The 21,561-nt window shown below is 71.7% G+C and carries 24 protein-coding genes; 11 read left to right on the forward strand and 13 right to left on the reverse strand.

Features of this window, described 5'->3' with window-relative positions; genetic code table 11:
* Positions 1–195: 195 nt before the first annotated feature.
* On the forward strand, positions 196–828 hold the full coding sequence (hisH, locus tag VGD70_RS10480; protein ID WP_331080560.1) for an imidazole glycerol phosphate synthase subunit HisH: 633 nt from the start codon (positions 196–198) through the stop codon (positions 826–828).
* Here the strand turns inward: hisH and VGD70_RS10485 are convergent.
* On the reverse strand, positions 825–1,121 hold the full coding sequence (locus VGD70_RS10485; protein WP_331080562.1) for a hypothetical protein: 297 nt from the start codon (positions 1,119–1,121) through the stop codon (positions 825–827). The genes hisH and VGD70_RS10485 overlap by 4 nt on opposite strands.
* A 112-nt stretch (positions 1,122–1,233) precedes the next feature.
* On the opposite strand from VGD70_RS10485, the gene priA reads away from it, so the two are divergent.
* A complete protein-coding gene (gene priA / locus VGD70_RS10490) occupies positions 1,234–1,968 on the forward strand; it encodes a bifunctional 1-(5-phosphoribosyl)-5-((5-phosphoribosylamino)methylideneamino)imidazole-4-carboxamide isomerase/phosphoribosylanthranilate isomerase PriA (RefSeq protein ID WP_331080564.1) in 735 nt (244 codons plus the stop codon).
* Here the strand turns inward: priA and VGD70_RS10495 are convergent.
* The 4 genes from VGD70_RS10495 to VGD70_RS10510 form a co-directional block, all read right to left on the reverse strand.
* Positions 1,958–2,341, reverse strand: coding sequence for a PPOX class F420-dependent oxidoreductase (locus tag VGD70_RS10495; RefSeq protein WP_331080566.1), 384 nt, complete (start codon positions 2,339–2,341; stop codon positions 1,958–1,960). The two genes, priA and VGD70_RS10495, sit on opposite strands and share 11 nt — an antisense overlap.
* 203 nt (positions 2,342–2,544) lie before the next feature.
* The gene (locus VGD70_RS10500; RefSeq protein ID WP_331080568.1) at positions 2,545–3,297 is read right to left on the reverse strand and encodes an ABC transporter permease; all 753 of its coding nucleotides are present in this window, start codon (positions 3,295–3,297) and stop codon (positions 2,545–2,547) included.
* Positions 3,294–4,016 (reverse strand): ABC transporter ATP-binding protein, encoded by a 723-nt coding sequence (locus VGD70_RS10505; RefSeq protein WP_331080570.1) that lies wholly within the window; start codon positions 4,014–4,016, stop codon positions 3,294–3,296. The genes VGD70_RS10500 and VGD70_RS10505 overlap by 4 nt, the downstream gene beginning before the upstream one ends.
* A 57-nt stretch (positions 4,017–4,073) precedes the next feature.
* On the reverse strand, positions 4,074–4,646 hold the full coding sequence (locus VGD70_RS10510; protein ID WP_331080572.1) for a TetR family transcriptional regulator: 573 nt from the start codon (positions 4,644–4,646) through the stop codon (positions 4,074–4,076).
* Positions 4,647–4,685: 39 nt separating this feature from the next.
* Between VGD70_RS10510 and hisF the strand changes: the two genes are divergently transcribed.
* Positions 4,686–5,453: an imidazole glycerol phosphate synthase subunit HisF gene (gene hisF, locus VGD70_RS10515; protein ID WP_331080574.1), complete on the forward strand. Its 768-nt coding sequence runs from the start codon at positions 4,686–4,688 to the stop codon at positions 5,451–5,453.
* A complete protein-coding gene (gene hisI / locus VGD70_RS10520) occupies positions 5,450–5,791 on the forward strand; it encodes a phosphoribosyl-AMP cyclohydrolase (protein ID WP_331080576.1) in 342 nt (113 codons plus the stop codon). Before hisF ends, hisI begins: the two co-directional genes overlap by 4 nt.
* On the opposite strand, the gene VGD70_RS10525 is transcribed toward hisI, so the two are convergent.
* On the reverse strand, positions 5,784–6,398 hold the full coding sequence (locus tag VGD70_RS10525; RefSeq protein WP_331080577.1) for a TetR family transcriptional regulator: 615 nt from the start codon (positions 6,396–6,398) through the stop codon (positions 5,784–5,786). The genes hisI and VGD70_RS10525 overlap by 8 nt on opposite strands.
* Before the next feature lie 270 nt (positions 6,399–6,668).
* Here VGD70_RS10525 and VGD70_RS10530 point away from each other — a divergent pair, with 270 nt between their 5' ends.
* The 5 genes from VGD70_RS10530 to trpA all read left to right on the forward strand — a co-directional run bounded on the left by VGD70_RS10530 (position 6,669) and on the right by trpA (position 11,689).
* Positions 6,669–8,219: an anthranilate synthase component I gene (locus VGD70_RS10530; RefSeq protein ID WP_331080578.1), complete on the forward strand. Its 1,551-nt coding sequence runs from the start codon at positions 6,669–6,671 to the stop codon at positions 8,217–8,219.
* Between the two features lie 34 nt (positions 8,220–8,253).
* Complete coding sequence (locus VGD70_RS10535; RefSeq protein WP_331080579.1) at positions 8,254–8,682, forward strand: Trp biosynthesis-associated membrane protein; 429 nt, start codon at positions 8,254–8,256, stop codon at positions 8,680–8,682.
* Positions 8,683–8,826: 144 nt separating this feature from the next.
* Positions 8,827–9,636 (forward strand): indole-3-glycerol phosphate synthase TrpC, encoded by an 810-nt coding sequence (trpC, locus tag VGD70_RS10540; RefSeq protein WP_331080581.1) that lies wholly within the window; start codon positions 8,827–8,829, stop codon positions 9,634–9,636.
* The gene (gene trpB / locus VGD70_RS10545) at positions 9,615–10,898 is read left to right on the forward strand and encodes a tryptophan synthase subunit beta (protein WP_414637934.1); all 1,284 of its coding nucleotides are present in this window, start codon (positions 9,615–9,617) and stop codon (positions 10,896–10,898) included. Before trpC ends, trpB begins: the two co-directional genes overlap by 22 nt.
* The gene (gene trpA / locus VGD70_RS10550) at positions 10,898–11,689 is read left to right on the forward strand and encodes a tryptophan synthase subunit alpha (RefSeq protein WP_331080584.1); all 792 of its coding nucleotides are present in this window, start codon (positions 10,898–10,900) and stop codon (positions 11,687–11,689) included. The genes trpB and trpA overlap by 1 nt, the downstream gene beginning before the upstream one ends.
* 111 nt (positions 11,690–11,800) lie before the next feature.
* Here trpA and VGD70_RS10555 read toward each other — a convergent pair whose 3' ends face one another.
* Positions 11,801–12,421, reverse strand: a complete 621-nt coding sequence (locus tag VGD70_RS10555) for a hypothetical protein (RefSeq protein WP_331080586.1) — start codon at positions 12,419–12,421, stop codon at positions 11,801–11,803.
* Positions 12,422–12,446: 25 nt separating this feature from the next.
* On the opposite strand from VGD70_RS10555, the gene lgt reads away from it, so the two are divergent.
* Positions 12,447–13,676 (forward strand): prolipoprotein diacylglyceryl transferase, encoded by a 1,230-nt coding sequence (gene lgt, locus VGD70_RS10560; protein WP_414637935.1) that lies wholly within the window; start codon positions 12,447–12,449, stop codon positions 13,674–13,676.
* Here lgt and VGD70_RS10565 read toward each other — a convergent pair.
* The 5 genes from VGD70_RS10565 to VGD70_RS10585 form a co-directional block, all read right to left on the reverse strand.
* Positions 13,673–14,737, reverse strand: a complete 1,065-nt coding sequence (locus VGD70_RS10565; RefSeq protein ID WP_331080590.1) for a diacylglycerol kinase — start codon at positions 14,735–14,737, stop codon at positions 13,673–13,675. The two genes, lgt and VGD70_RS10565, sit on opposite strands and share 4 nt — an antisense overlap.
* A complete protein-coding gene (locus VGD70_RS10570) occupies positions 14,734–15,522 on the reverse strand; it encodes an SDR family oxidoreductase (protein ID WP_331080592.1) in 789 nt (262 codons plus the stop codon). Before VGD70_RS10570 ends, VGD70_RS10565 begins: the two co-directional genes overlap by 4 nt.
* A gap of 282 nt (positions 15,523–15,804) precedes the next feature.
* A complete protein-coding gene (locus VGD70_RS10575) occupies positions 15,805–16,635 on the reverse strand; it encodes an ABC transporter ATP-binding protein (RefSeq protein WP_331080594.1) in 831 nt (276 codons plus the stop codon).
* On the reverse strand, positions 16,632–17,702 hold the full coding sequence (locus VGD70_RS10580) for an iron ABC transporter permease (RefSeq protein ID WP_331080596.1): 1,071 nt from the start codon (positions 17,700–17,702) through the stop codon (positions 16,632–16,634). The genes VGD70_RS10575 and VGD70_RS10580 overlap by 4 nt, the downstream gene beginning before the upstream one ends.
* Positions 17,702–18,649: an ABC transporter substrate-binding protein gene (locus VGD70_RS10585; protein ID WP_331080598.1), complete on the reverse strand. Its 948-nt coding sequence runs from the start codon at positions 18,647–18,649 to the stop codon at positions 17,702–17,704. Before VGD70_RS10585 ends, VGD70_RS10580 begins: the two co-directional genes overlap by 1 nt.
* A 595-nt stretch (positions 18,650–19,244) precedes the next feature.
* Here VGD70_RS10585 and VGD70_RS10590 point away from each other — a divergent pair.
* Positions 19,245–20,231, forward strand: coding sequence for an aldo/keto reductase (locus tag VGD70_RS10590; RefSeq protein ID WP_331080600.1), 987 nt, complete (start codon positions 19,245–19,247; stop codon positions 20,229–20,231).
* 243 nt (positions 20,232–20,474) lie between these two features.
* Here VGD70_RS10590 and VGD70_RS10595 read toward each other — a convergent pair whose 3' ends face one another.
* Entirely contained in the window at positions 20,475–21,506 is a 1,032-nt protein-coding gene (locus VGD70_RS10595; RefSeq protein WP_331080602.1) for a LacI family DNA-binding transcriptional regulator, read from the reverse strand.
* Between the last annotated feature and the right edge of the window lie 55 nt (positions 21,507–21,561).

Genomic DNA, 21,561 nt, shown 5'->3' on the forward strand with positions numbered 1-21,561 from the left:
TCCAGCCGAGCTTCTGGTCTCGACCCTTCGGACAGGTTGCCGTTCCGTGGTCGACCAACCACGGACTGTGTCGGGGGTGCACGCTGCCGGCAGAGCGGGAGGCGGCCCGCCGGGTCCGCGCCCACGAGCTGGGCGCCGCGTCGAAGGTGGCACGTCGGACGACCGGCGGATCGCGACATCTCGTAGCCTGGGGGGGTGGCACGAGTCGTCGTACTGGACTACGGATCCGGCAACCTGAGGTCGGCCGAGCGCGCGCTGCGCCGGGTCGGCGCGGACGTCGAGGTCACGAGCGACCGGCACGCCGCCCAGGAGTGCGACGGGCTGGTCGTGCCCGGCGTCGGCGCGTTCGCCGCGGTCATGGCCGGGGTCGACAGCGTCGGCGGCCAGCCGATCATCGAGCGCAGGCTGGCCGGCGGGCGGCCGGTGCTCGGCATCTGCGTCGGCATGCAGGTGCTGTTCGAGCGCGGCATCGAGCACGGGGTCGAGACCCCCGGCTGCGGGCAGTGGCCGGGCACGGTGTCCCGGCTGGACGCGGCGATCGTGCCGCACATGGGCTGGAACACCGTGCGCGCGCCGGAGGGCTCGGTGCTGTTCGACGGCCTCGACGCCGACACCCGCTTCTACTTCGTGCACTCCTACGCGGCCCGCGAGTGGGACCTGGTGCCCGAGCCCCCGATGCCCGAGCCGCTCGTGACGTGGGCCACGCACGGCGGCGACTTCGTGGCCGCCGCCGAGAACGGCCCGCTCGCGGCCACCCAGTTCCACCCCGAGAAGTCCGGCGACGCGGGTGCGCACCTGCTGACCAACTGGTTGAAGGCGCTCGGCTAACCGAGCTGCGCGAGGAGCCGGGAGAATTCCCGGTCGGGATCCTTGAGGAGCCCGTGGATCGTGTGCACCGCCGGGCAGGGCCACTCGACCCCGCACGTGCGGCAGGACCCGTCGGCGGCGGAAGGGTCGTGCAGGGCCAGGATCGCGCGCACGACGGTGACGAGGTCGGGTATGAGCGAGCGGGCTGACGCGGTGTCCTCTTCGGACCACGGGGCGTACTTCATGGCGAGGAACTCGGCGTCGTCGAGATGGCGGTAGAGATTTCCACGCAGCAGACGGAATGCGTCGTCCATTGCGGGTGAGACATTTTCCATGAGTTTATCGAATACGATGCGCCTTGCTCACCGCATTCCTCCGATGGGGGACATTTGAGGTGGTGTCCGGCGGGCTCGATACCCTTGCGGCGTGACGTTCACGCTGCTGCCCGCCGTCGATGTCCGCGACGGCAAGGCCGTCCGCCTGTTGCAGGGCCGGTCCGGTACGGAGACCGGTTATGGCGACCCGTTGGACGCCGCGCTCGCGTGGCAGGACGACGGTGCCGAGTGGATCCATCTGGTGGACCTCGACGCGGCGTTCGGCACGGGTGACAACCGCGCCCGGCTGGCCGAGATCGTCGGCCGGCTCGAGGTCCGGGTGGAACTGTCCGGCGGCATCCGCGACGATGCTTCGCTGGCCGCGGCGCTCGCCACCGGCTGTGCCCGGGTGAACCTGGGGACGGCCGCGCTGGAGCACCCCGAGTGGTGCTCGCGCGCGATCGGCGAGTTCGGCGACCGGATCGCGGTGGGCCTGGACGTGCGGATCGACGGTTCCGGAACGCACCGGCTGGCGGCCCGCGGCTGGACCGAGGACGGCGGCCTGCTGTGGGACGTGCTGGACCGGCTCGAGCGGGACGGATGCTCGCGCTACGTGGTCACCGACGTGACGAAGGACGGCACGCTCGAGGGGCCGAACCTGCGGCTGCTGGAGGACGTCTGTGCGGTGTCGAAGGCCCCGGTGATCGCGTCCGGCGGGGTGTCGAGCCTGGCCGACGTGTCGGCGCTGGCGGGGCTGGCCTCGGTCGGGGTCGAGGGCACGATCATCGGCAAGGCGCTCTACACGCGGGCGTTCACGCTGCCGGAGGCGCTGGCGCTCACTCGCTGAGGGTGATCGCCAGGCAGACGGTGCCGGCGCGCCCCCGCCGCAGCACGCTCCCGCCGATGACGACGCGCCCGGTGATGCCGTACTTGCGCTTGAGGAGCGTGCGCCCGCGCTCGGTGGCGTCGGCGTCGAGGATGCGCGCCTGCCCCTTGACGGTGGCCCCTTTCGCTCTGCCGCGAAGGTCACACTCGGCGAGCTCGACGGCCCCGTTGTTGCGAACCCGCTTGACCTTGCCGGCGGTGGCCTGCGACCAGATGACGAGCTCGTCCCCGTCCCGCCCCACCCACACGGGCGTGGGGACGGGCGTGCCGTCCCGCCGGAAGGTGGTGACGAGCAGGTAGTTACCCCGACCAAGCCGTTCCACTTCGGACACCATGCGGTCAACGCTACCGACCGCCACCTGTGGGCACTCTCAGCAGCGACCCCGCCAACCGCGAAACCCGCCGCCAGCCCCGAACCCACCGAACCTCAAGCGCGAGCGGGAGCCGCGCCACGCAGGCGCGGCCTCCGGCCCCCGATATCCATTCTACGAAGCCCCACCGACAAGAAACGCCGAGCGAAGCCGGACCTGTGGACGACTCAAGGCGTCCGCCGTCGCAACGTCGCCGATCCCAACACGATAGCCAGCACGGCACACCCGGCCACGATCAGGAGGTTCCGCACCAACGTCCCGTCGACCGACGCCGAGTGCGTCACCTGCGCCAACGCGTCCACCGCGTACGACAGCGGCATGATGTTCGACAGCCACTCCAGCACCGGCGTCATCGAGTCGCGCGGGGCGAACAAACCGCACAGCAGCACCTGCGGCATCACGATCGCCGGCATGAACTGGACCGCCTGGAACTCCGTGCGGGCGAACGCGCTCGCCAGCAGGCCCAGCGCCGTGCCGAGCAGCGCGTCGAGGACGGCGATCAGCATCAGGAGCCACACCGAGCCCGTGATCTCCATGCCCAGCCACGCCAGCGAGATGCCGGCCGCGACCAGCACCTGCACCACCGCCACCACGCCGAAGGCGATCGCGTAGCCGAAGAGCAGGTCGAACTTGCCGATGGGCATCGTCATGAGGCGTTCGAGGGTCCCGGTCGTCCGCTCGCGGAGGGTGGTGATCGACGTGACGATGAACATGATCGCGAACGGGAAGACCGCCAGCAGTGCCGGCGCGGCGGCGCTGAACGCCTGCTCCGAGTTGAACACGTAGCGCAGCAGGATCATCAGCAGCGACGGCAGCAGCACCATCATCGCGACCGTGCGGCGGTCGTGCTTGAGCTGGGTGAGGATGCGCCGGGCCGTGGCCAGCGCGAAGGCGGCGTGCGTGCCCACGGTGACGGTCATGCCACTGCCTCCTGCTCCCGGATCAGGCGCAGGAACGCCTGTTCGAGGTCCCCGGTCCCGGTCGCGGCGCGGAGGGCGGCCGGCGTGTCGTCGGCGAGAATGTAACCGTCGCGCATCAGGAGCAGGCGCTCGCAGCGGGCGGCCTCGTCCATCACGTGGCTGGACACCATCAGCGTGACGCCGCTGTCGGCGAGCCTGCGGAACAGGTCCCACAACTCCTCACGCAGCACGGGGTCGAGGCCGACCGTCGGCTCGTCGAGAACCAGCAGCTCAGGGCGGCCGAGGAGGGCCACGGCCAGGCTCGCCCGGCTGAGCTGACCGCCGGACAGCTCACCGACCAGCTGGTGCGCGTGCGTCGACAGGCCCACCTCGTCGATGACCCGCTCGACGTCGCCTTCGGGGGCGCGCAATATCGCGGCGAAGTAACGAAGGCTCTCGGTGACCGTCAGGTCCGCGTAGACCGACGGGTTCTGCGTGGCGTAGCCGATCTTGTCGCGCAGCGGCGCGCTGCCGGCCGGCTCGCCGAGCACGGTGACCGTGCCGCCGGCCACGATCTGCACCCCGACGACGGAGCGCATCAGGGTCGTCTTGCCGCACCCGCTCGGACCGAGCAGGCCGGTGATCGAGCCTCGCGCGACGGCGAAGCTCACGTCGTGCAGCACTTCCCGGGCGCCGCGGTGTACCCGCAGCCCCTCGGCCACCACAGCGTAATTAGTCATGCGTTTAATTCTGCGCCTGTTGAGTTCCGCAGTCAAGCGGGAAGCCGGCAGCCGGACTCAGCCGTCGAAATAGTGTTGGATCACCGGCGCGACCAGCTCGACGACCTCATCGTCGGTGGCCGAGGCCAGCGGCTCGGCGCCGATGACGTGGCGCATCATCACCAGCCCGATCATCTGCGACGCCACGCCGGTGAGCCGCAGCGGCGGCAGGTCGAGCGCGGTCGCGACCTTGGCGAGCACCGCCGTCTGCATGAACTGGCGCAGCTGCGCGGCCACCTCCGGGTTGCTGCTCACCGAGCGCAGCAGCGCGAAGAACGGCATCCGCGTCGCCGGCTCGCGCCACAGCCCCAGGAACAGGCGCAGGATCCGCTCGCCGATCTGCTCGCGCGGCCCGGTGAGGACCACGTCGACCAGCGCCGCCGGGTTGAACGGCAGGTTCAGCGCCTCGACGAAGACCTGGTCCTTCGAGCCGAAGAAGTGGTGCACGAGCGCCGGGTTGACGCCCGCCTCGGCGGCGATGCCGCGGATGGTGGCGCCGCCGTAGCCACGGGCGGCGAACTGGTTGCGGGCGGCCGCCAGGATGTCGTCCCTGGTCTGCGTCTGCCCCGGCCGTCGCCCCGTACGCGCCACCTCGGCTCCTCTCGTCCCACCGCCAGTATCCTCGGTGGCATGTCAGTCGCAGTCCGGGTCATTCCCTGTCTGGACGTCGACGCCGGCCGGGTGGTGAAGGGTGTCAACTTCGCCAACCTCGTCGACGCCGGCGACCCGGTCGAGCTCGCCGCCGCCTACGACGCCGAGGGCGCCGATGAACTGACCTTTTTGGACGTCACCGCGTCCTCTTCGGACCGCGAGACAACGTATGACGTGGTCAGGCGCACCGCCGAGCAGGTGTTCATCCCGCTCACCGTCGGCGGGGGTGTGCGTGCGGCGTCCGATGTGGACCGTCTACTGCGGGCAGGCGCGGACAAGGTGAGCATCAACACCGCGGCCATCCTGCGGCCCGAGCTGCTCCGGGAGTGCTCGCAGCGGTTCGGCGCGCAGTGTGTCGTGCTGTCGGTCGACGCCCGGCGCACCGTGGGGTCCACCACGCCGTCGGGCTTCGAGGTCACCACGCACGGTGGCCGGCAGGGCACCGGCATCGACGCGGTCGAGTGGGCCGCGCGCGGCCAGGAGCTCGGCGTCGGCGAGATCCTGCTCAACTCCATGGACGCCGACGGCACCAAGGCCGGCTTCGACCTCGAGCTCATCAAGCTCGTCCGCGCGGCCGTCGACGTGCCGCTCATCGCCAGCGGCGGCGCGGGCGCGGTGGCGCACTTCCCGCCCGCGGTGGCCGCCGGCGCGGACGCGGTGCTCGCCGCCAGCGTGTTCCACTTCGGACAGCTGCGCATCGGCGAGGTCAAGGACTCCTTGCGGCAGGCCGGGATCGAGGTCCGGTGACCACTTTGGACCCCGCGATCGCGGCCCGGCTCAAGCGCAACGCCGACGGTCTCGTGTGCGCGGTGGCGCAGCGGCGGGGCACCGGCGAGGTGCTGATGGTGGCGTGGATGGACGACGAGGCGCTCGCGCTCACCCTGTCCACGCGGCGAGCCACGTACTTCTCGCGCAGCCGCGGCCGGCTGTGGGTCAAGGGCGAGACCTCCGGGCACACCCAGAAGGTTCACGAGGTCCGCCTCGACTGCGACGGCGACACGGTGCTGCTGGTGGTCGACCAGGAGGGTGCGGCGTGCCACACGGGCGCGGCCACGTGCTTCGACGAGGACGTGCTGCTCAACTGATCGGGCCGGTGAGGTAGCGCTGGATCGTGGGCGCGACGGCGGCGACCATGGTCTCGACGTCGGTGGACGCGAGCGGCTCGAACTGCGCGACGTAACGCACCATGCCCATCCCGACGAGCTGCGAGGCCACGAGCGTGGCCCGGAACTCGTGATGATCGATCCCGACGGACTTGAGCACCTGCCCGGCGACGTGCTTGATCAGGAAGTCGCGCAGCACGTGCGCGGCCAGCTCGTGGCTGGTGATGCTGCGCATGAGCGCGGTGAACACGCCGCCGCCGGTGGTGTCCCAGGTGGTGAGGAAGGTGCGGACGATCCGCTGGCCGAGGTTGTCGACGTCGCCGTCGAGCAGGCGCTCGGCCAGCTCGTGCGGGCTGAACGGGAGCTTGAGTACGGCCTCGGCGAAGAGGCCCTCCTTGCTGCCGAACCAGTGGTTGACCATGGCCGCGTCGACCCCCGCCTTGGCGGCGATCGCGCGCACGGTGGCGCCGTCGTACCCCTGCTCGATGAACACCGCCCGCGCGGCGTCGATGAGCGCCGCACGCGTGTCCGTGCCACCCGGCCGCCGGCCCCGGCGGCGGGCCGCCCCTTGCGTCGCGCCCTTGGTCACCTCATCATCATGCGTCAGGCGCGCCGGGTTTTCCACGTCCCATGAATTTTCGCCCCTGTGGAAAGTGCTGTTCGACGGCCGAGAGCGGGCGCGGGTGCGAGGCGGGGCCGGACCGACGTGAGCTGAGCGCCGAGTGTGGCCGCGGGCAGCGGGTGGCACAGCGAGCTCGCCCGGTGTGAGCCGGGGACATGCGGGTTCGGAGGGGCACTCCGTGGTGCGGCACCAAGGGCGCTCGCGGGCGTGGGGACCGGTGCCGGGACAATGGGGCACATGGTCAGTGTGATCAACACCGCGAAGGCCGTCGGCGGGTTGGGTGTCGTCAGTCCCAGCCGGGAGGAGTTTCACCAGCTCGCCGCCAGCCGGCGGGTCATCCCGGTGGTCCGGCGGGTTCTCGCCGACGCCGAGACGCCCGTCGGCGTCTACCGCAAGCTCGCGCAGGGGCGGCCCAACACCTTCCTGCTCGAGTCCGCCGAGAACGGGCGCTCCTGGTCGCGCTGGTCGTTCGTCGGGGTCGACAGCTCGGCCGTGCTCACCGAGCGCGACGGCGAGGCCTGCTGGGTCGGCACCACCCCGGTCGGCCTCCCCAGTGGCGGCGACCCGCTGCGCGTGCTGCGCGAGACCGTCGAGATCCTCCACACCGACGCCCTCCCCGGCCTCCCCCCGCTGACCGGCGGCATGGTCGGCTTCATCGGCTACGACGCCGTCCGCCGCCTCGAGCGCCTGCCCGACCTCACCGAGGACGACCTCCACCTGCCCGACCTCGCGATGCTCCTCGCCACCGACCTCGCCGCGCTGGACCACCACGAGGGCACCATCACCCTCATCAGCAACGCCGTGAACTGGGACGACAGCACCGCGGGGGTGGACGCGGCCTACGACGCGGCCATCGAGCGGCTCGACGCCATGACCGGCCGGCTGCAGACCCCGACCGAGGCCACCGTCGCCGTGTTCGACCGGCCCCAGCCCGACTACACGCGCCGCCGCAGCCCCGAGGACTACACCTCGGCCGTGCGCACCGCCAAGGAGGCCATCCGCGCCGGCGAGGGCTTCCAGGTCGTCCTCTCCCAGCGCTTCGAGATGACCACCGACGCCGACCCCCTCGACGTCTACCGCGTCCTGCGCGCGACCAACCCCAGCCCGTACATGTACCTGCTGCGCCTCGACGGCTTCGACATCGTCGGCTCGAGCCCCGAGTCGCTGGTCACCGTGCGGGACGGGGTCGCCACCACGCACCCGATCGCGGGCACCCGCTGGCGCGGCGTCGACCCCGACGAGGACGCCCTCCTCGAGAAGGACATGCTCAGCGACGAGAAGGAGCGCGCCGAGCACGTGATGCTCGTCGACCTGGGGCGCAACGACCTCGGCCGGGTCTGCCGCCCGGGCAGCGTGCACGTCGTCGACTTCTTCCGGGTCGAGCGCTACAGCCACGTCATGCACATCGTGTCCACCGTCACCGGCACGCTCGCCGAGGGCCGGACCGCCTTCGACGCCGTCGCCGCCTGCTTCCCGGCCGGCACGCTCTCCGGCGCGCCCAAGCCGCGGGCCATGGAGCTCATCGAGGAGCTCGAACCCACCCGGCGCGGCCTCTACGGCGGCGTCGTCGGCTACCTCGACTTCGCCGGCGACGCGGACACCGCCATCGCCATCCGCACCGCGCTCATGCGGGACGGCACCGCGTACGTGCAGGCCGGCGCCGGCATCGTCGCCGACTCCAACCCGGTCGCCGAGGACACCGAGTGCGTCAACAAGGCCAGCGCCGTGCTCGCCGCGATCGCCACCGCGCAGACCATGCGCCCGGCCGCCGGGCAGCGCGGTGACTGAGCCGAGGCGCGCGGGTCCATTATGGATAGTCGCGGTGCTACTACTCGCCGCCGCGGCGGCGTTGTGGGGCTCCAGCCGGGTGAGCTGGGGCGCTGACACCCCGCAGTACGGCACGGCGCTCGCGTTCGTGGCGCTGGCCGGGTTCGCGGGCACGGTCGCGGTCGGCGGCTGGGGCAAACGGGTGGTCGGCGGGGTCGTCGTGCTCGCGGGAGTGCTCGCGGGTGTGCCCAGCGTGACGGCCGACGGCACGGGGCTCGGCCGCTGGATCGCCTTGCTGGGCGCGGTTCTGCTGGTCGTGGCGGGATTCCTGGTGATCCGCTCGGCGCCGCGGCTGCCGACGCTCGGCGCCAGGTATCAGTCGGCTAACGCGCGGCGCCGTTCCGGCGATCCCGACAAGGACTTGTGGGACGGTCTGTCCCACGGTGAAGATCCAACCGTTCGCGATGCCGAGGATGAACGCTGAGCGTGGACCCGGTAACGAGTCGCCGCACGGTGCGGGGTTAGCATCCCTTTGGCGGGAAGGGGCAAGGCTGGTGACTGATAGCACCTGCGACACATCGGAAACGGCGCAACCGCCGTCTCCGACGGGCGTCGGCGAGTGTGGCCTGTGAGTGTTCTCGAGTCGATCATCGAGGGTGTCCGCGAGGACCTCGCCGTGCGCGAGGCGGCGCTCTCGTTCGACGCGGTGAAGGAGGGCGCGACCAAGGCCGCGCCACCCAAGGACGCCGTGGCCGCGCTGCGTGGCTCCGGCATCGGTGTCATCGCCGAGGTCAAGCGGCGCAGCCCCTCCAAGGGCGAGCTGGCGCAGATCGCCGACCCGGCGGCGCTGGCCAAGGACTATGCCGACGCGGGCGCGCGGGTCATCAGCGTGCTCACCGAGGGCCGGCGGTTCGGCGGCTCGCTCGCCGACCTCGATGCGGTGCGGGCCGTGGTCGACATCCCGTTGCTGCGCAAGGATTTCGTCGTCAGCCCGTACCAGGTGCACGAGGCGCGCATGCACGGCGCCGACCTGGTGCTGCTCATCGTCGCGGCGCTCGAGCAGAACGCGCTCGTCTCGCTGCTCGACCGGGTCGAGTCGCTCGGCATGACCGCGCTCGTCGAGGTGCACACCGCCGAGGAGGCCGACCGGGCTCTCGAGGCCGGCGCCACGGTGCTGGGCATCAACGCCCGTAACCTGCACACCCTCGAGGTCGACCGGGACGTGTTCGGCCGCATCGCGCCGGGCCTGCCGATGGACGTCATCAAGATCGCCGAGTCCGGTGTGCGCGGCCCCGGCGACCTCATGACCCACGCCGGCAACGGTGCGGACGCCGTGCTCGTCGGCGAGAGCCTCGTCGCGAGCCCCGACCCCAAGGCCGCCCTGGTCCAGCTGGTCACGGCCGGCTCGCACCCGGCGTGCCCGAGGCCGAGCCGGTGACCGAGCAGGACCCGCACGACCCGAGGACCGGAGCCGGCCCTGAGCCGGGCGTCGAGCACGAGCCGAACCAGCACGACCCGGACGCGCGCGGCCACTTCGGTCCCTACGGCGGGCGGTTCCTGCCCGAGGCGCTGATCGGCGCCATGGACGAGCTGTCCGCCGTGTACGACAAGGCGCGGCTCGACCCGGACTTCGTCGACGAGTTCAACCGGTTGCTGCGCGACTACGCGGGCCGCCCGTCGCTGCTCACCGAGGCGCAGCGGTTCGCCGAGCACGCCGGCGGCGCGCGGATCTTCCTCAAGCGCGAGGACCTCAACCACACCGGCTCGCACAAGATCAACAACGTGCTGGGTCAGGCGTTGCTCACCAAGCGGATGGGCAAGAAGCGGGTCATCGCCGAGACCGGCGCCGGCCAGCACGGGGTGGCCACGGCCACCGCGTGCGCGCTCATGGGCCTCGACTGCGTCGTCTACATGGGCGAGGTCGACACCCAGCGCCAGGCGCTCAACGTGGCCCGGATGCGGCTGCTCGGCGCCGAGGTCATCCCGGTGAAGACCGGCTCGCGCACGCTCAAGGACGCCATCAACGAGGCGCTGCGGGACTGGGTCACCAACGTCGACACCACCCACTACCTGCTGGGCACGGCGGCCGGCGGCCACCCGTTCCCGATGATGGTGCGCAACTTCCACAAGATCATCGGCATCGAGGCGCGCGAGCAGATCCTCGAGAAGGCCGGCCGGCTGCCCGACGTGGTGGCCGCGTGCGTCGGCGGCGGGTCCAACGCCATCGGCATCTTCCACGGCTTCATCGACGACCCCGGCGTGCGGCTCGTCGGCTTCGAGCCGGGCGGCAAGGGCATCGACTCCGGCGAGCACGGTGCCACGCTCAGCGAGGGCACCCCGGGCATGCTGCACGGCGCGCTGTCCTACCTGCTGCAGGACGAGGACGGGCAGACCATCGAGGCGTACTCGATCTCGGCGGGCCTGGACTACCCCGGCGTCGGGCCGGAGCACTCGTGGCTCAAGGACACCGGCCGCGCGGAGTACCGCTCGGTCACCGACGCGGAGGCGATGGCCGCGTTCCAACTGCTGTCCCGCACCGAGGGGATCATCCCCGCGATCGAGTCGGCGCACGCGCTGGCCGGCGCGCTGGTGCTCGGCCACGAGCTGGGGCCGGACGGCCTGATCCTCGTCAACCTGTCCGGGCGCGGCGACAAGGACATGGGCACCGCCGCGGACTACTTCGGCTTCATGGAGCAGTGATGGCACGGCTGGACCCGGTGTTCGCCCGTACGCGCGCGGAGGGGCGGGCGGCGCTGGTCGGCTACCTGCCGGCCGGGTACCCCACGGTCGAGGGCTCCGCGGCGCGCCTGGCGGCCATGGTCGAGGCCGGCTGCGACGTCGTCGAGATCGGCGTCCCGTACTCCGACCCGGTGATGGACGGCCCCACCATCCAGGCCGCCGCCGACCTGGCGCTGCGTGGTGGCTTCCGGCTGCGTGACCTGTTCGGCGTGGTCGAGACGGTGGCGTCGGCCGGCGGGCACGCGGTCGTCATGACGTACTGGAACCCGGTGCACCGCTACGGTGTCGACCGGTTCGCCCGGGACCTCGCCGCCGCTGGTGGGCTCGGCATCATCACCCCGGACCTCGTCCCGGACGAGGGCGCCGACTGGCTCGAGGCCTCGGCGGCGCACGACCTCGACCGGATCTTCCTTGTCGCGCCGTCGTCCTCGCCGGAGCGGCTGGCCTCCACAGCCGCCGCGACCACGGGCTTCCTCTACGCGACGGCGGTGATGGGTGTCACCGGGGCGCGCGACAAGGTTGGCAGCGCCGCGGCCGGGCTGGTGGCCAGGGCCCGCGCGTACACCGGCGACCTGCCGATCGCCGTCGGCTTGGGCGTGCGGTCGGGGGAGCAGGCGGCAGAGGTCGCCGGCTTCGCCGACGCGGTCGTGGTCGGCTCGGCCTTCGTCTCGAAGGCGGGCGACGTGGACGGCGTCCGCGAACTGGCCACCGAACTGGCCGCCGGCGTCCGCCGCCCGGTGGTTGCCGGCTAGTTCGCCTCCCCGGGATTAAAGGTGAGGTGGATGGTGGCTGGGTGCCGTCACGGTCCCCTGAGGTTCCGGTGGTCGGCGCAGGACTTCACCCGATGATCTACGAGACAGGCCTTAGCTGATTCGGTCGTGTGGTTGCCTCGGGTTCACCCCGGGGGCGATGACGCCGAGCGTCTGGTGGAACTCGGTCTCCGTCCGGGTGCCGAGTACCAGGGCGGCGTTCTGCGGCGCGCTGCCGAGGTACCAGACGTCGCCGGAGTGCTTCACGACGATGACCGGGCCGTTGTGGACGACCGCGGGCGTGGGCAGGACGGCGAACGCGTAGCCCAGGTCGGTGACGCCGTAGTGGTTCGGCTGCCAGCCGAACCACTGCAGCCAGCGGGCCAGCCCCTGCTGGGTGACCCCTTCCGGCTGAGGCTGGCCGCCGACCCACTCGTGCGGGGTGCCGGGGTCCATCCCGGCCTCCTTCATGGTGGCGTGCAGCTCCTGCTCGGACTTCGCGCCGTAGATCGGCAGGCTGCCCGGGTTGGAGGCGAGGTTCCAGACCGCGCCGGTGCGCTTGACCACCACGGACGGGCCGTTGCCGTAGGTCATCGCGTGCTCGTAACCGTCGTGGTAGTCGTCCGGCTGGGTGTCGACCCAGAAGGCGAAGCCTCCGTCGGTGACCCGCTTCTCGGCGTGCTTGGTCGCTTGCCTGATGGCCACCCAGGCCACCACGTCCTCACGTGACAACATGATCGCGATCGTCTCACGGGACCCTATGCGCCCTCCGCGGACGTCGCCCGTTACGGTGACGCGCGTGACTGTGGCGTCCAGTGTCTTCCTGGCGAACATCCCGAGCCCGGACCGTGGTGTCTGGCAGCTCGGTCCCATCCCGCTGCGGGCCTACGCCCTGTGCATCATCGCCGGCATCATCGTGGCGATCTGGTGGGGCGAACGGCGCTGGGCCGCCCGCGGCGGCACCCCCGGCACGGTCATCGACATCGCGGTGTTCGCGGTGCCGTTCGGCCTGGTCGGCGGCCGGCTCTACCACGTCATCACCGACTACCAGCGCTACTTCGGTGCGGGCCGCAACCCCGTCGACGCGCTGCGCATCTGGGACGGCGGCCTCGGCATCTGGGGCGCCATCGCGCTCGGCGCGGTCGGCGCGTGGATCGGCTGCCGGGTCAAGAAGGTGCCGCTGCCGGTGTTCGCCGACGCCATCGCGCCCGGCATCGTCACCGCCCAGGCCATCGGCCGGCTCGGCAACTACTTCAACCAGGAGCTCTACGGCGGGCCCACCGACCTGCCCTGGGGCCTGGAGATCTACCGGCGCATCAACGAGGCGGGCGCCGAGGACAACCTCAACGGCGTGGCGGTCAACCACATCCCGATCGCGGTCGTGCACCCCACGTTCCTCTACGAGCTGCTGTGGAACCTCGCGGTCGCCGCGCTGGTCGTCTGGGCCGACCGGCGGTTCCGCCTCGGCCACGGCCGCGCGTTCGCGGTCTACGTCGCCGGCTACACGCTCGGCCGCACGTGGATCGAGATGATGCGCACCGACGAGGCCAACCACGTGGCCGGCGTCCGGATCAACGTCTGGGTCTCGATCCTCGTGTTCATCGGCGCGATCGTGTACCTCGTCCTCGCCAAGAAGCGCGGCGAGCGCGAGGATCTGGCGGCCATCCAGGGCAACGTGCCACCGGACGCCGACACCCCGGCAGAGTCCGCGGACACCGACAAGTCGGCCGACGACGACTCCGACGACGACGCCGAGGACCGGGACGACGACTCGGCCGAGTCCACGGCGGAGTCCGACGACGAGCCGGCGGACGAGGACGAACCGGCCGAGGCGGAGAAGCCCGCGAAGGCCGCCGACGCCGATGCCGACGCGTCCTCCGATGCCGATGCCGACGCCAATGCCAATGCCAATGCCAAGGCCGACGCCGAGACCGGCGCCAAGGACGAGAAGGCCAAGGAGCCCAGCTCCTCCGGCAGCACGGACGTCTAGGACACCAGGCCCTCGCCGGTCACCAGCGGCAGGTCCAGCGCGGTCAGCAGGCCGGGCTTCGCGGCGACGACCGCCGGGATCGCGTTGACCAGCCGCATCGCGGTGGCCTTGAGGCCGGCGGTGTTGTGGTCGCTGTCCGTGGCCACGAGCCGCAGGTCGAGCGTGCAGCTGGGCTCGCCGGTGATCTCGACGCGGTAGCCGCCCTGGCCTTGTGCCTGTGGCCAGTCCGGCCCGAGGTCCGGGCGCAGCCGGGTGACGTGCTCGAGCACGCACACCGCGCGGCCGCCGCGCATCCCGCGCACCTCGAACCGCAGCGCGGCCGCGGTGCCCGTCTCGATGGTGCCGGCGGGGATCGTGAACGTCTCCGGCGCGGCCAGCCGGGTCGCGGACTCCTCGACGCCGTCCAGCTCCACGCCCAGGCCGGCGGCGAGCTGGCGCACGACGCTGCCCCACGCGAGCGACAGCACGCCCGGGAGCAGCAGCATCGGCGTGTCGCTCATCGGCCGGCCGAAGCCCATGATGTCGAAGAGGACCTTGGCGTTGTCGTAGGTCGAGTAGTCGAGGATCTCCAGGCAGCGGACCTGGTCGATGCGCTGGCACACCGAGGTGAGCACGAGCGGCAGCCAGTCGTTGGCGAAGCCGGGGTCGATGCCGTTGACCCACAGGGAGGCGCCGCCCTCGGCCGCGGCCCGGTGGATCGGCGCGACGAGGTCGTCGGGCACCACGCCGGCCGGGTACTGCAGGAACACCGGCGAGCTGGACACGATGTTGACGCCCGCGCGCAGGATCCGCTCGAGATCGGCGAGCGCGTCGGTGATCCGGTCGTCGGCCATGGCGGTGTAGACGACGCAGTCGGGCTTGCCGGCGAGGAGCTCGTCCGCGTCGTCGGTGGCGGTGACCCCGAGCGGCCCGATACCGGCGAGCTCGCCGGCGTCCCGGCCCACTTTGTCCTCAGTGGACACCCACACGCCGGCCAGCTCGAGGTCCGGCCGCGCGGCGATCCCGGCTATCGCGTGCTTGCCGACGTTGCCCGTGCTCCACTGCACCACTCGGTAGGTCATAGGTCGGGTAGTCCCAGGTCGAGGTTGGGTGCCTGGAGGCCGCCGTCGACCTCGAGCACCTTGCCGGTGAGGTAGCCGCCGGCCGGGGAGGCGAGGAACAGCGCGGTGGCCGCGACGTCCTCGGCCGAGCCGATGCGGCGCAGGGGTGTGGCCTGCTCCATGCGCGTTCGCAGGTCGTCGTTGGTGAGCACGATGTCGAGCGCGGAGGTGGCGACCGAGCCGACGGAGATCGCGTTGACCCGGATGCGCGGGGCGAGGTCGTAGGCGGAGAGCTCGGTGAGGTGGGCGAGCGCGGCTTTCGCGGTGCCGTAGGCGAGGAAGCCGCGGCCGGAGACGCGTCCCATGATCGAGGAGATGTTCACGACCGCGCCGCCCTGGCCGGCCAGCATGACCGGGACGGCGGCGCGGGTGAGGGCGTGCGCGGTGGAGACGTTGAAGCGGAAGGCCTCCTCGAGGAAGCCGGTGTCGGTGTCGAGGAGGGGGCGCGGGTAGGTGCCCCCGAGGTTGTTGACGACGACGTCGAGCCGGCCGAACTCCTGCCTGGCCGCCTCCGCGAGCCCGGCGACGGCGTCCACATCGGACAGATCGGCGGTGACGGGGTGCGCCCGCCGCCCGGCCTTCGTGACTCGTTCGGCGACGGCGTCGAGCTGGTCCTTGGTGCGCGAGGAGATGACGACGTCCGCCCCGGCCTCGGCGAACGCGACGGCGGTGGCCGCGCCGATACCCCGCCCGGCCCCGGTCACGACGGCGACTTGGTCAGTGAGCAGGAACCGCTCCAGGATCACGCGCAGAAATGTAACACGTTCTAGTGCGGTGGAGGCGGGCGTGCGGCCCGCGAAATGTGGCCTCCGGACTTTGGCCTCCGGCTCCGCGTCTGGACTCCAGGCTCCGCCGCCGGACTCGGCCTCCGGGCTCCGGAACGAGGGCGTGGCCTCCGGACTCCGGAACGGGGCCGTGGCCTCCGGCCCCCCGAACTCCAGGCTACCGGCGGAGACCGACAGTTCCGGGCTCCCCGCCGCGAGGCCTGTGGACAACCCCGGAGTCGCGGGGGCCCCCCGCGTTCCAGTCTATTCGGCGGGACCGACAGTTTCGGGGTCGGCGGCGGCGGGCTGTGGACAACTAGGCGTCTTGCGGGTCGGCGTCACGACCAGGTTGCCGTTCTCCGTCGTCAGGATCTCCACGGTCGCGGCGTAGTGGCGTTCGATCGTCTCGCGGGTCAGGACCTCCGCCGGCGTGCCCGACGCGATCACCTCGCCGCCGTCCAGCAGCAGGAGGCGGTCGGCGTACTGGGCGGACAGCGTGAGGTCGTGCAGCGTGCTCACCACCGTCGCGCCCTCCTCCGCGCGGAGCCGGTCGATCAGGTCGAGCAGGGCCTGCGCGTGCCCGATGTCGAGACCCGTCGTCGGCTCGTCCAGCAGGAGCAGGCCGGCCTGCTGGGCGAGCACCCGCGCCAGCACGGTCCGCTGCCGCTCGCCACCGGAGAGCGTGTGCAGGGCGCGGTCCGCGAGCGCGTCCAGGTCGAGGCGCCCGAGGACCTGCTCGACGATCGCCAGGTCCGACCGCCGCTCGCGGGCCAGCGGTGCGAGGTGCGGCGTGCGGCCGAGCAGGACGTAGTCGGTGACCGTCAACCGGTCGGGCAGCTGCGGGGTCTGCGGCGCGTACGCCACCGCCCGGGCCCGCTCGCGGTTGCCGAGCGCCGCGGTCGGGGTGCCGTCGAGCAGGATCTCGCCGTCGTGGTCCACCACCCCGACGATCGACTTGAGCAGCGAGGACTTGCCGGCGCCGTTCGGCCCGATGATCGCCAGCCAGCTGCCCGCCGCCAGCTCGATGTCGACCCCGGCGGCCACGACCCGGCGGCCGTAGCGCGCGGACACCCCGCGCAGCGTCAGCGCGGTCACCGGATCTTCCCGCGGTTGAGCCGCAGCACCAACAGGAAGAACGGCGCGCCGGTGAACGCCGTGATCACCCCGATCGGCAGCTCGGCCGGCGCGAACGCGGTCCGCGCGATGTGGTCGGCGACGATCAGGAACATCGCGCCGCCGACGAGCGACAGCGGCACGACCACCCGGTAGCTCGCGCCGGCCAGCAGCCGCACGACGTGCGGCACCACGATGCCGACGAACCCGATGAGCCCGCTCACCGACACCGCCGCCGCGGTAGCGAGCGACGCGGCGAGCAACACCAGGATCCGCACCCGCCCGGGGTTGATCCCGAGCGACGCGGCCTCGTCGTCGCCGACCGCGAGGACGTCGAGCAGCCGCGCGCACAGGCACAGCACGATGCCGGCGAGCGCGATGTAGGGCAGCGTCACCAGCACCTCGCGCCAGCCGGTGGTGTTCAGCCCGCCGAGCATCCAGCTGTAGACCTGCTTGATCGTGTCGGTGTTGAGCTGCTGCACGAACGTCTGGATCGCGGTGAGGAACGACGCGACCGCCACGCCCGCGAGCAGCAGCACCGCGGTACCGCCGCCGGCCGAGCGGCCCAGCAGCCAGGTGAGCGAGACGCCGCCGATCGCGCCGGCGAACGCGGCCAGAGGGAGCGGCCCGATGACCCACCCGGTGACCGACGGCGCCGCGACGACCACGATCGTGGCCGCCATGCCGGCGCCGGCGGCCGCGCCGAGCAGGAACGGGTCGGCGAGCGGGTTGCGGAACACGCCCTGGAACGCGGCCCCGGCCATCGCGAGCGCCGCGCCCACCAGGCCGGCGAGGACGACCCGCGGCAGCCGCACCTCCCACACGATCGCCGCCTCGGTGGCCGACAGCGGGGACACCCCGCCGGTCAGCTGCGCCCACACCTCGTGCACCACCCGGGTCCAGCCGAGGTTGGCGGCGCCGAGCAGCGTGGACACCGAGATCACGACGACGAGCGCGAGCACCGACCCGGCCAGCACCGCCGGCCGCAGCCTCGTGGGCGTGACCTTGCGCGCGGGCCGCGTGGTCTCGCGGCTCGTCGTCGTGAGCATCAGCCCTGGCTCGCCTTGGTGACCGCGTCGGCGACGGACCGGGCGAGGTCGACCACTCGCGGCCCCCAGCGGGAGGCGAGGTCGTCGTCGAGCGGGACGACGTTGCCGTTCTTGACGGCCTTGAGCGTGGACCACCCCGGCCGCGCGGCGACGGACTGTGCGTTCTGCTTACAGCACTTGGTGTCGGCGAGGAAGATCAGATCGGGGTTGGCCTGGAGGATGTGTTCGGCGGAGAGCTGGGGGTAGCCGCCGGAGTCCTTGTCGGCCGGGTCGGCGATGTTCCGCAGGCCGAAGAGCCCGTAGACCTGGCCGATGAAGGTCTTGGAGGTCGCGCTGTAGAGCGTGGTGTCGAGCTCGTGGTAGTAGGTGAGGTTCTTCTTCGGCGTGTCCTTCGCCAGCTTGCCGAGGTCGTCCTTGGTCCGCTTGGCGAGGTCGGTCGCTTCGTCGGCGTGGCCGGTCGCCTTGCCGAGGAGCTCCATGCCGGCGTAGAGATCGTCGAGCGTGGCTGCGGCCGGCACGATCAGCGTGGGCCGGTTGAGCTGCTTGAGCGAGGCGACGAGGTTATCAGCGTCGTCGGACACCACGACGAGGTCGGGGTTGTAGCCGACGATGGCCTCCACGTTGGGCGTCAGCCCCGAGAGGTCGGTCTTGGGCGCGTCGGCCGGGTAGGTCGACTGGTTGTCGACGGCCACCACCTGGTCGCCGGCCCCGATGGCGTACAACGTCTCGGTGTTGCTGGCCGACAACGAGATGATCCGCTCGGGCCGCGTGCCGAGCGTGACAGGCTCGCCCGTGGCGGGCGTGATGGTGACAGGGAACTGCGGTTGTGTCTCCTGCGTGGCCGGCTTCTCGTCGGCACGCTGCGCACACCCGGCCGCCGTCGTGAGAACGGCGGCGAGAGCGATGACCGCGAGGCGTCGCGCGCGCCTGCGGGTGGGGATGGACATGGACCACCTCGGGAGTAGGCCCGGCGCGCGATCCGGACGACGCCCCCGCCGAGAGCGGTCGCGACGCCGCATCCCTGCACCGGGGGCGGTTGGCGTCGACGCGGGGAGCGGTAGGCGACCTGGCTCGGGCGCCGCTTGCGCGGGGCCACCACAGTTGCGGGACAGCGCCGGACTCGCACCGGACTTCGCTACCACCTGTTCCCGAACCCGGGACGGGCCGAGACCTGTTCGCGTCACCGGCCAGCAAGCTGACCAGCAGAAGGACGCTACCACCCGGCCCAGCTGCGACGGGGAACGCGCACAGGTACGAAGGAGGAGACCTCGCCAGAGCGACGCGAAGTGCAGGTCAGGGCAGGCGTCAGCCGGTGTTCGACTCGTACGCGCGACTGTCGCGGATGCCGGACACGCGCGAGCTGGCGAAGATCGAGACGCAGTTGGCGGACAACCGCAAGGTGATCAAGCGGTTGGGTGGCGTGCTGGGTGTCGAGTTTGGACTACGGGTTGTCGGCGCACCACGGTCACCTTCGGAGATCTTGCGTTGGCACGGCAGTGCGGAATTGACCTGGAGGGCGCTCCAGCATGCAGACTCGCCGCCATGAAGTACCGCACCCTGGGCGTGAATCCCCAGACCCGCCGCGAGGTCAGCGTGCTGAGCCTCGGCGCCATGCTGTTCGGCACTGCCACCGACGAGGCCACCTCCTACGCCATCCTCGACCGCTACGTCGAGGCAGGCGGGACGTTCATCGACACCGCCAACAACTACGCGTACTGGGTCAACGGAACGCAGGGTGGGGAGAGCGAGTCCCTCCTCGGACGCTGGCGCCGCGCCAACGGCGTCGGTGAGGAGGTCGTGATCGCGACCAAGCTCGCCGGCCGCCCGCTCGAGCCGAGCAACACCCTCACCACGAACGTCGAAGGGCTCTCGGCCGCGGTGATCCGCGAGTCCTCGGCCCGCAGCCGGGAGCGGCTCGGCGTGTCCCGGCTGGACCTGCTCTACGCGCACATCCATGACCGGAGGGTCCCGATGGAGGAGACCGTCGAGGCGTTCGGGGCGCTGGTGACCGAAGGCAGCGTCGGCCTGCTAGGGGCCAGCAACCACTGGAGCTGGCGGGTGGAACGGTGCCGCCAGCTGGCCGCGTCGGCCGGCCTCTCCGGGTACGAGGTGCTCCAATACCACCATACCTACCTGCGGCAACGCACCGACATGGGCAACCGGCACTCGCCGGACGGCGAGCTCGGCGTGGCCGGCGGCGATGTCCTCGACTACGTGCGACACAATCCGTCCCTCACACTCGTCGCGTACACCCCGCTGCTCAGCGGCGCCTACGTGCGCGACGACAAGCCACTGGGCCCCGAACACGACCACGCGGGCACCCCGGTGCGGCTCAAAGCGCTCCACGAGGTGGCCGCGGAGACCGGCGCGACGCCCAACCAGGTCGTCCTGTCCTGGCTCATCGGCGGCGACATCCCGGTGATCCCGCTGGTCGGCGCCTCCTCGGTCGCCCAACTCGACGAAAGCCTCGCCGCGGTCGACCTCGAGCTGACCGCCGACCAGCGCGCCTGCCTGGACGCCGCCCAGTAGCCCGACTCCTGCGGCGCGGTCAGACCGCTGAAGGAGTGGTCGAACACGTACCTCCGGCCGCCGTCGGCCCGGTGGCGGGCGACCTCGGCGGCGTGGCTGCTGGTTACGCTGCCCAGCCAACCGGACGTCGATGCGACGGAGAACCAGACCCACGGCCGCGATCTCCTCCGGGGTCATCGGCGGGAGCGCAGGGGAACGCCGAAGACGGCCCTGTGGACAGGTACGGACCGAGAGCCGGCGAGATCAGGCGGAGTCGCGCTCGACCAGCTCGGTAGGCAGGACAACGGGATCCCCCACGGGATCCCCACCGATCTGGGTCAGGAGTAGCTCGGTCATCGTCCGGGCCTGGTCGAGCACCGGCTGGTGGATCGTCGTCAGCGGAGGCTCCGTGTGCCGGGCCATCTCGATGTCGTCGTAGCCGACCACCGACACGTCCTCCGGCACCCGCCGCCCAGCCGCCCGGAGCACCCGCAACGCCCCGATGGCCATCAGGTCGTTGGCCGCGAAGACCCCGTCGATATCCGGATGCCGATCGAGCAGCACCGACATGGCCTGCTCACCCGACTCCCGGGTGAAGTCCCCGATCACCACCCGGTCAACCTTGCGCCCAGCGGCCGACAACGCCCGCTGATAGCCGTTCAGGCGGTCGAACCCCGCGGTCATGTCCTGCGGCCCGGCGATGGTCGCGATCCGGCGCCGGCCGGCGGAAAGCAACCGCTCGGCGGCGAGCTGGGCGCCGCCGACGTTGTCGACGTCCACATAGGACAGACCGGGCAGGTGCCGCTGCGGCCGGCCGCCGACGACCGTGGGGATGCCGGCGTCGAGGAGCAGCCGGGGGAGCGGGTCGTCGTCGTGCATGGACGCCAGCAGGACGCCGTCGACGTGTCCACTTCGGACGTAGTCGGCCAGCCGGGAGTGCTCCGCGTTGTTCTGCGCGTTCACCAGCACGAGCTGCACCCCGGTGCCGATCAGCGCCTGCGACGTCGCGATGATGATGTTGCCGAGGTACGGGTCCGACAGCACGGTGGCGTCCGGCTCACGCATGACCAGCGCGACCGAGTCGGTCCGGCGCATCGCGAGCGACCGCGCGGCCCGGTTCGGCACGTACCCGAGCCGGCCGATCGCCGACTCGACCGCGTCCTTCACCTCGGCCGACACCCGCGGCGACCCGTTGATCACCCGGGACACGGTCGCCCGGGAGACGCCCGCCGCCGCGGCAACCGTGTCCAGGGTCGGCTTCTGCCGCCGGACCCGCCGGACCGACAGCTCACTCACGACATCCCCTCGCACGCTCGGTGATGCCGCTCGCGATGACCCCGCGTCATGATCC

This window comes from Actinophytocola sp. (assembly GCF_036402745.1).
Taxonomy (GTDB): domain Bacteria; phylum Actinomycetota; class Actinomycetes; order Mycobacteriales; family Pseudonocardiaceae; genus Actinophytocola.

Coding starts and splice junctions, on each gene's coding strand:
- VGD70_RS10585 (WP_331080598.1), bottom strand. CDS start 18,649: ATGTCCATCCCCACCCGCAGGCGCGCGCGACGCCTCGCGGTCATCGCT.
- VGD70_RS10495 (WP_331080566.1), bottom strand. CDS start 2,341: ATGGTGTCCGAAGTGGAACGGCTTGGTCGGGGTAACTACCTGCTCGTC.
- trpA (WP_331080584.1), top strand. CDS start 10,898: ATGGCACGGCTGGACCCGGTGTTCGCCCGTACGCGCGCGGAGGGGCGG.
- VGD70_RS10565 (WP_331080590.1), bottom strand. CDS start 14,737: ATGACCTACCGAGTGGTGCAGTGGAGCACGGGCAACGTCGGCAAGCAC.
- hisF (WP_331080574.1), top strand. CDS start 4,686: ATGTCAGTCGCAGTCCGGGTCATTCCCTGTCTGGACGTCGACGCCGGC.
- VGD70_RS10555 (WP_331080586.1), bottom strand. CDS start 12,421: ATGTTGTCACGTGAGGACGTGGTGGCCTGGGTGGCCATCAGGCAAGCG.
- VGD70_RS10505 (WP_331080570.1), bottom strand. CDS start 4,016: ATGACTAATTACGCTGTGGTGGCCGAGGGGCTGCGGGTACACCGCGGC.
- lgt (WP_414637935.1), top strand. CDS start 12,447: ATGCGCCCTCCGCGGACGTCGCCCGTTACGGTGACGCGCGTGACTGTG.
- VGD70_RS10530 (WP_331080578.1), top strand. CDS start 6,669: ATGGTCAGTGTGATCAACACCGCGAAGGCCGTCGGCGGGTTGGGTGTC.
- VGD70_RS10590 (WP_331080600.1), top strand. CDS start 19,245: ATGAAGTACCGCACCCTGGGCGTGAATCCCCAGACCCGCCGCGAGGTC.
- VGD70_RS10500 (WP_331080568.1), bottom strand. CDS start 3,297: ATGACCGTCACCGTGGGCACGCACGCCGCCTTCGCGCTGGCCACGGCC.
- VGD70_RS10485 (WP_331080562.1), bottom strand. CDS start 1,121: ATGGACGACGCATTCCGTCTGCTGCGTGGAAATCTCTACCGCCATCTC.
- VGD70_RS10580 (WP_331080596.1), bottom strand. CDS start 17,702: ATGCTCACGACGACGAGCCGCGAGACCACGCGGCCCGCGCGCAAGGTC.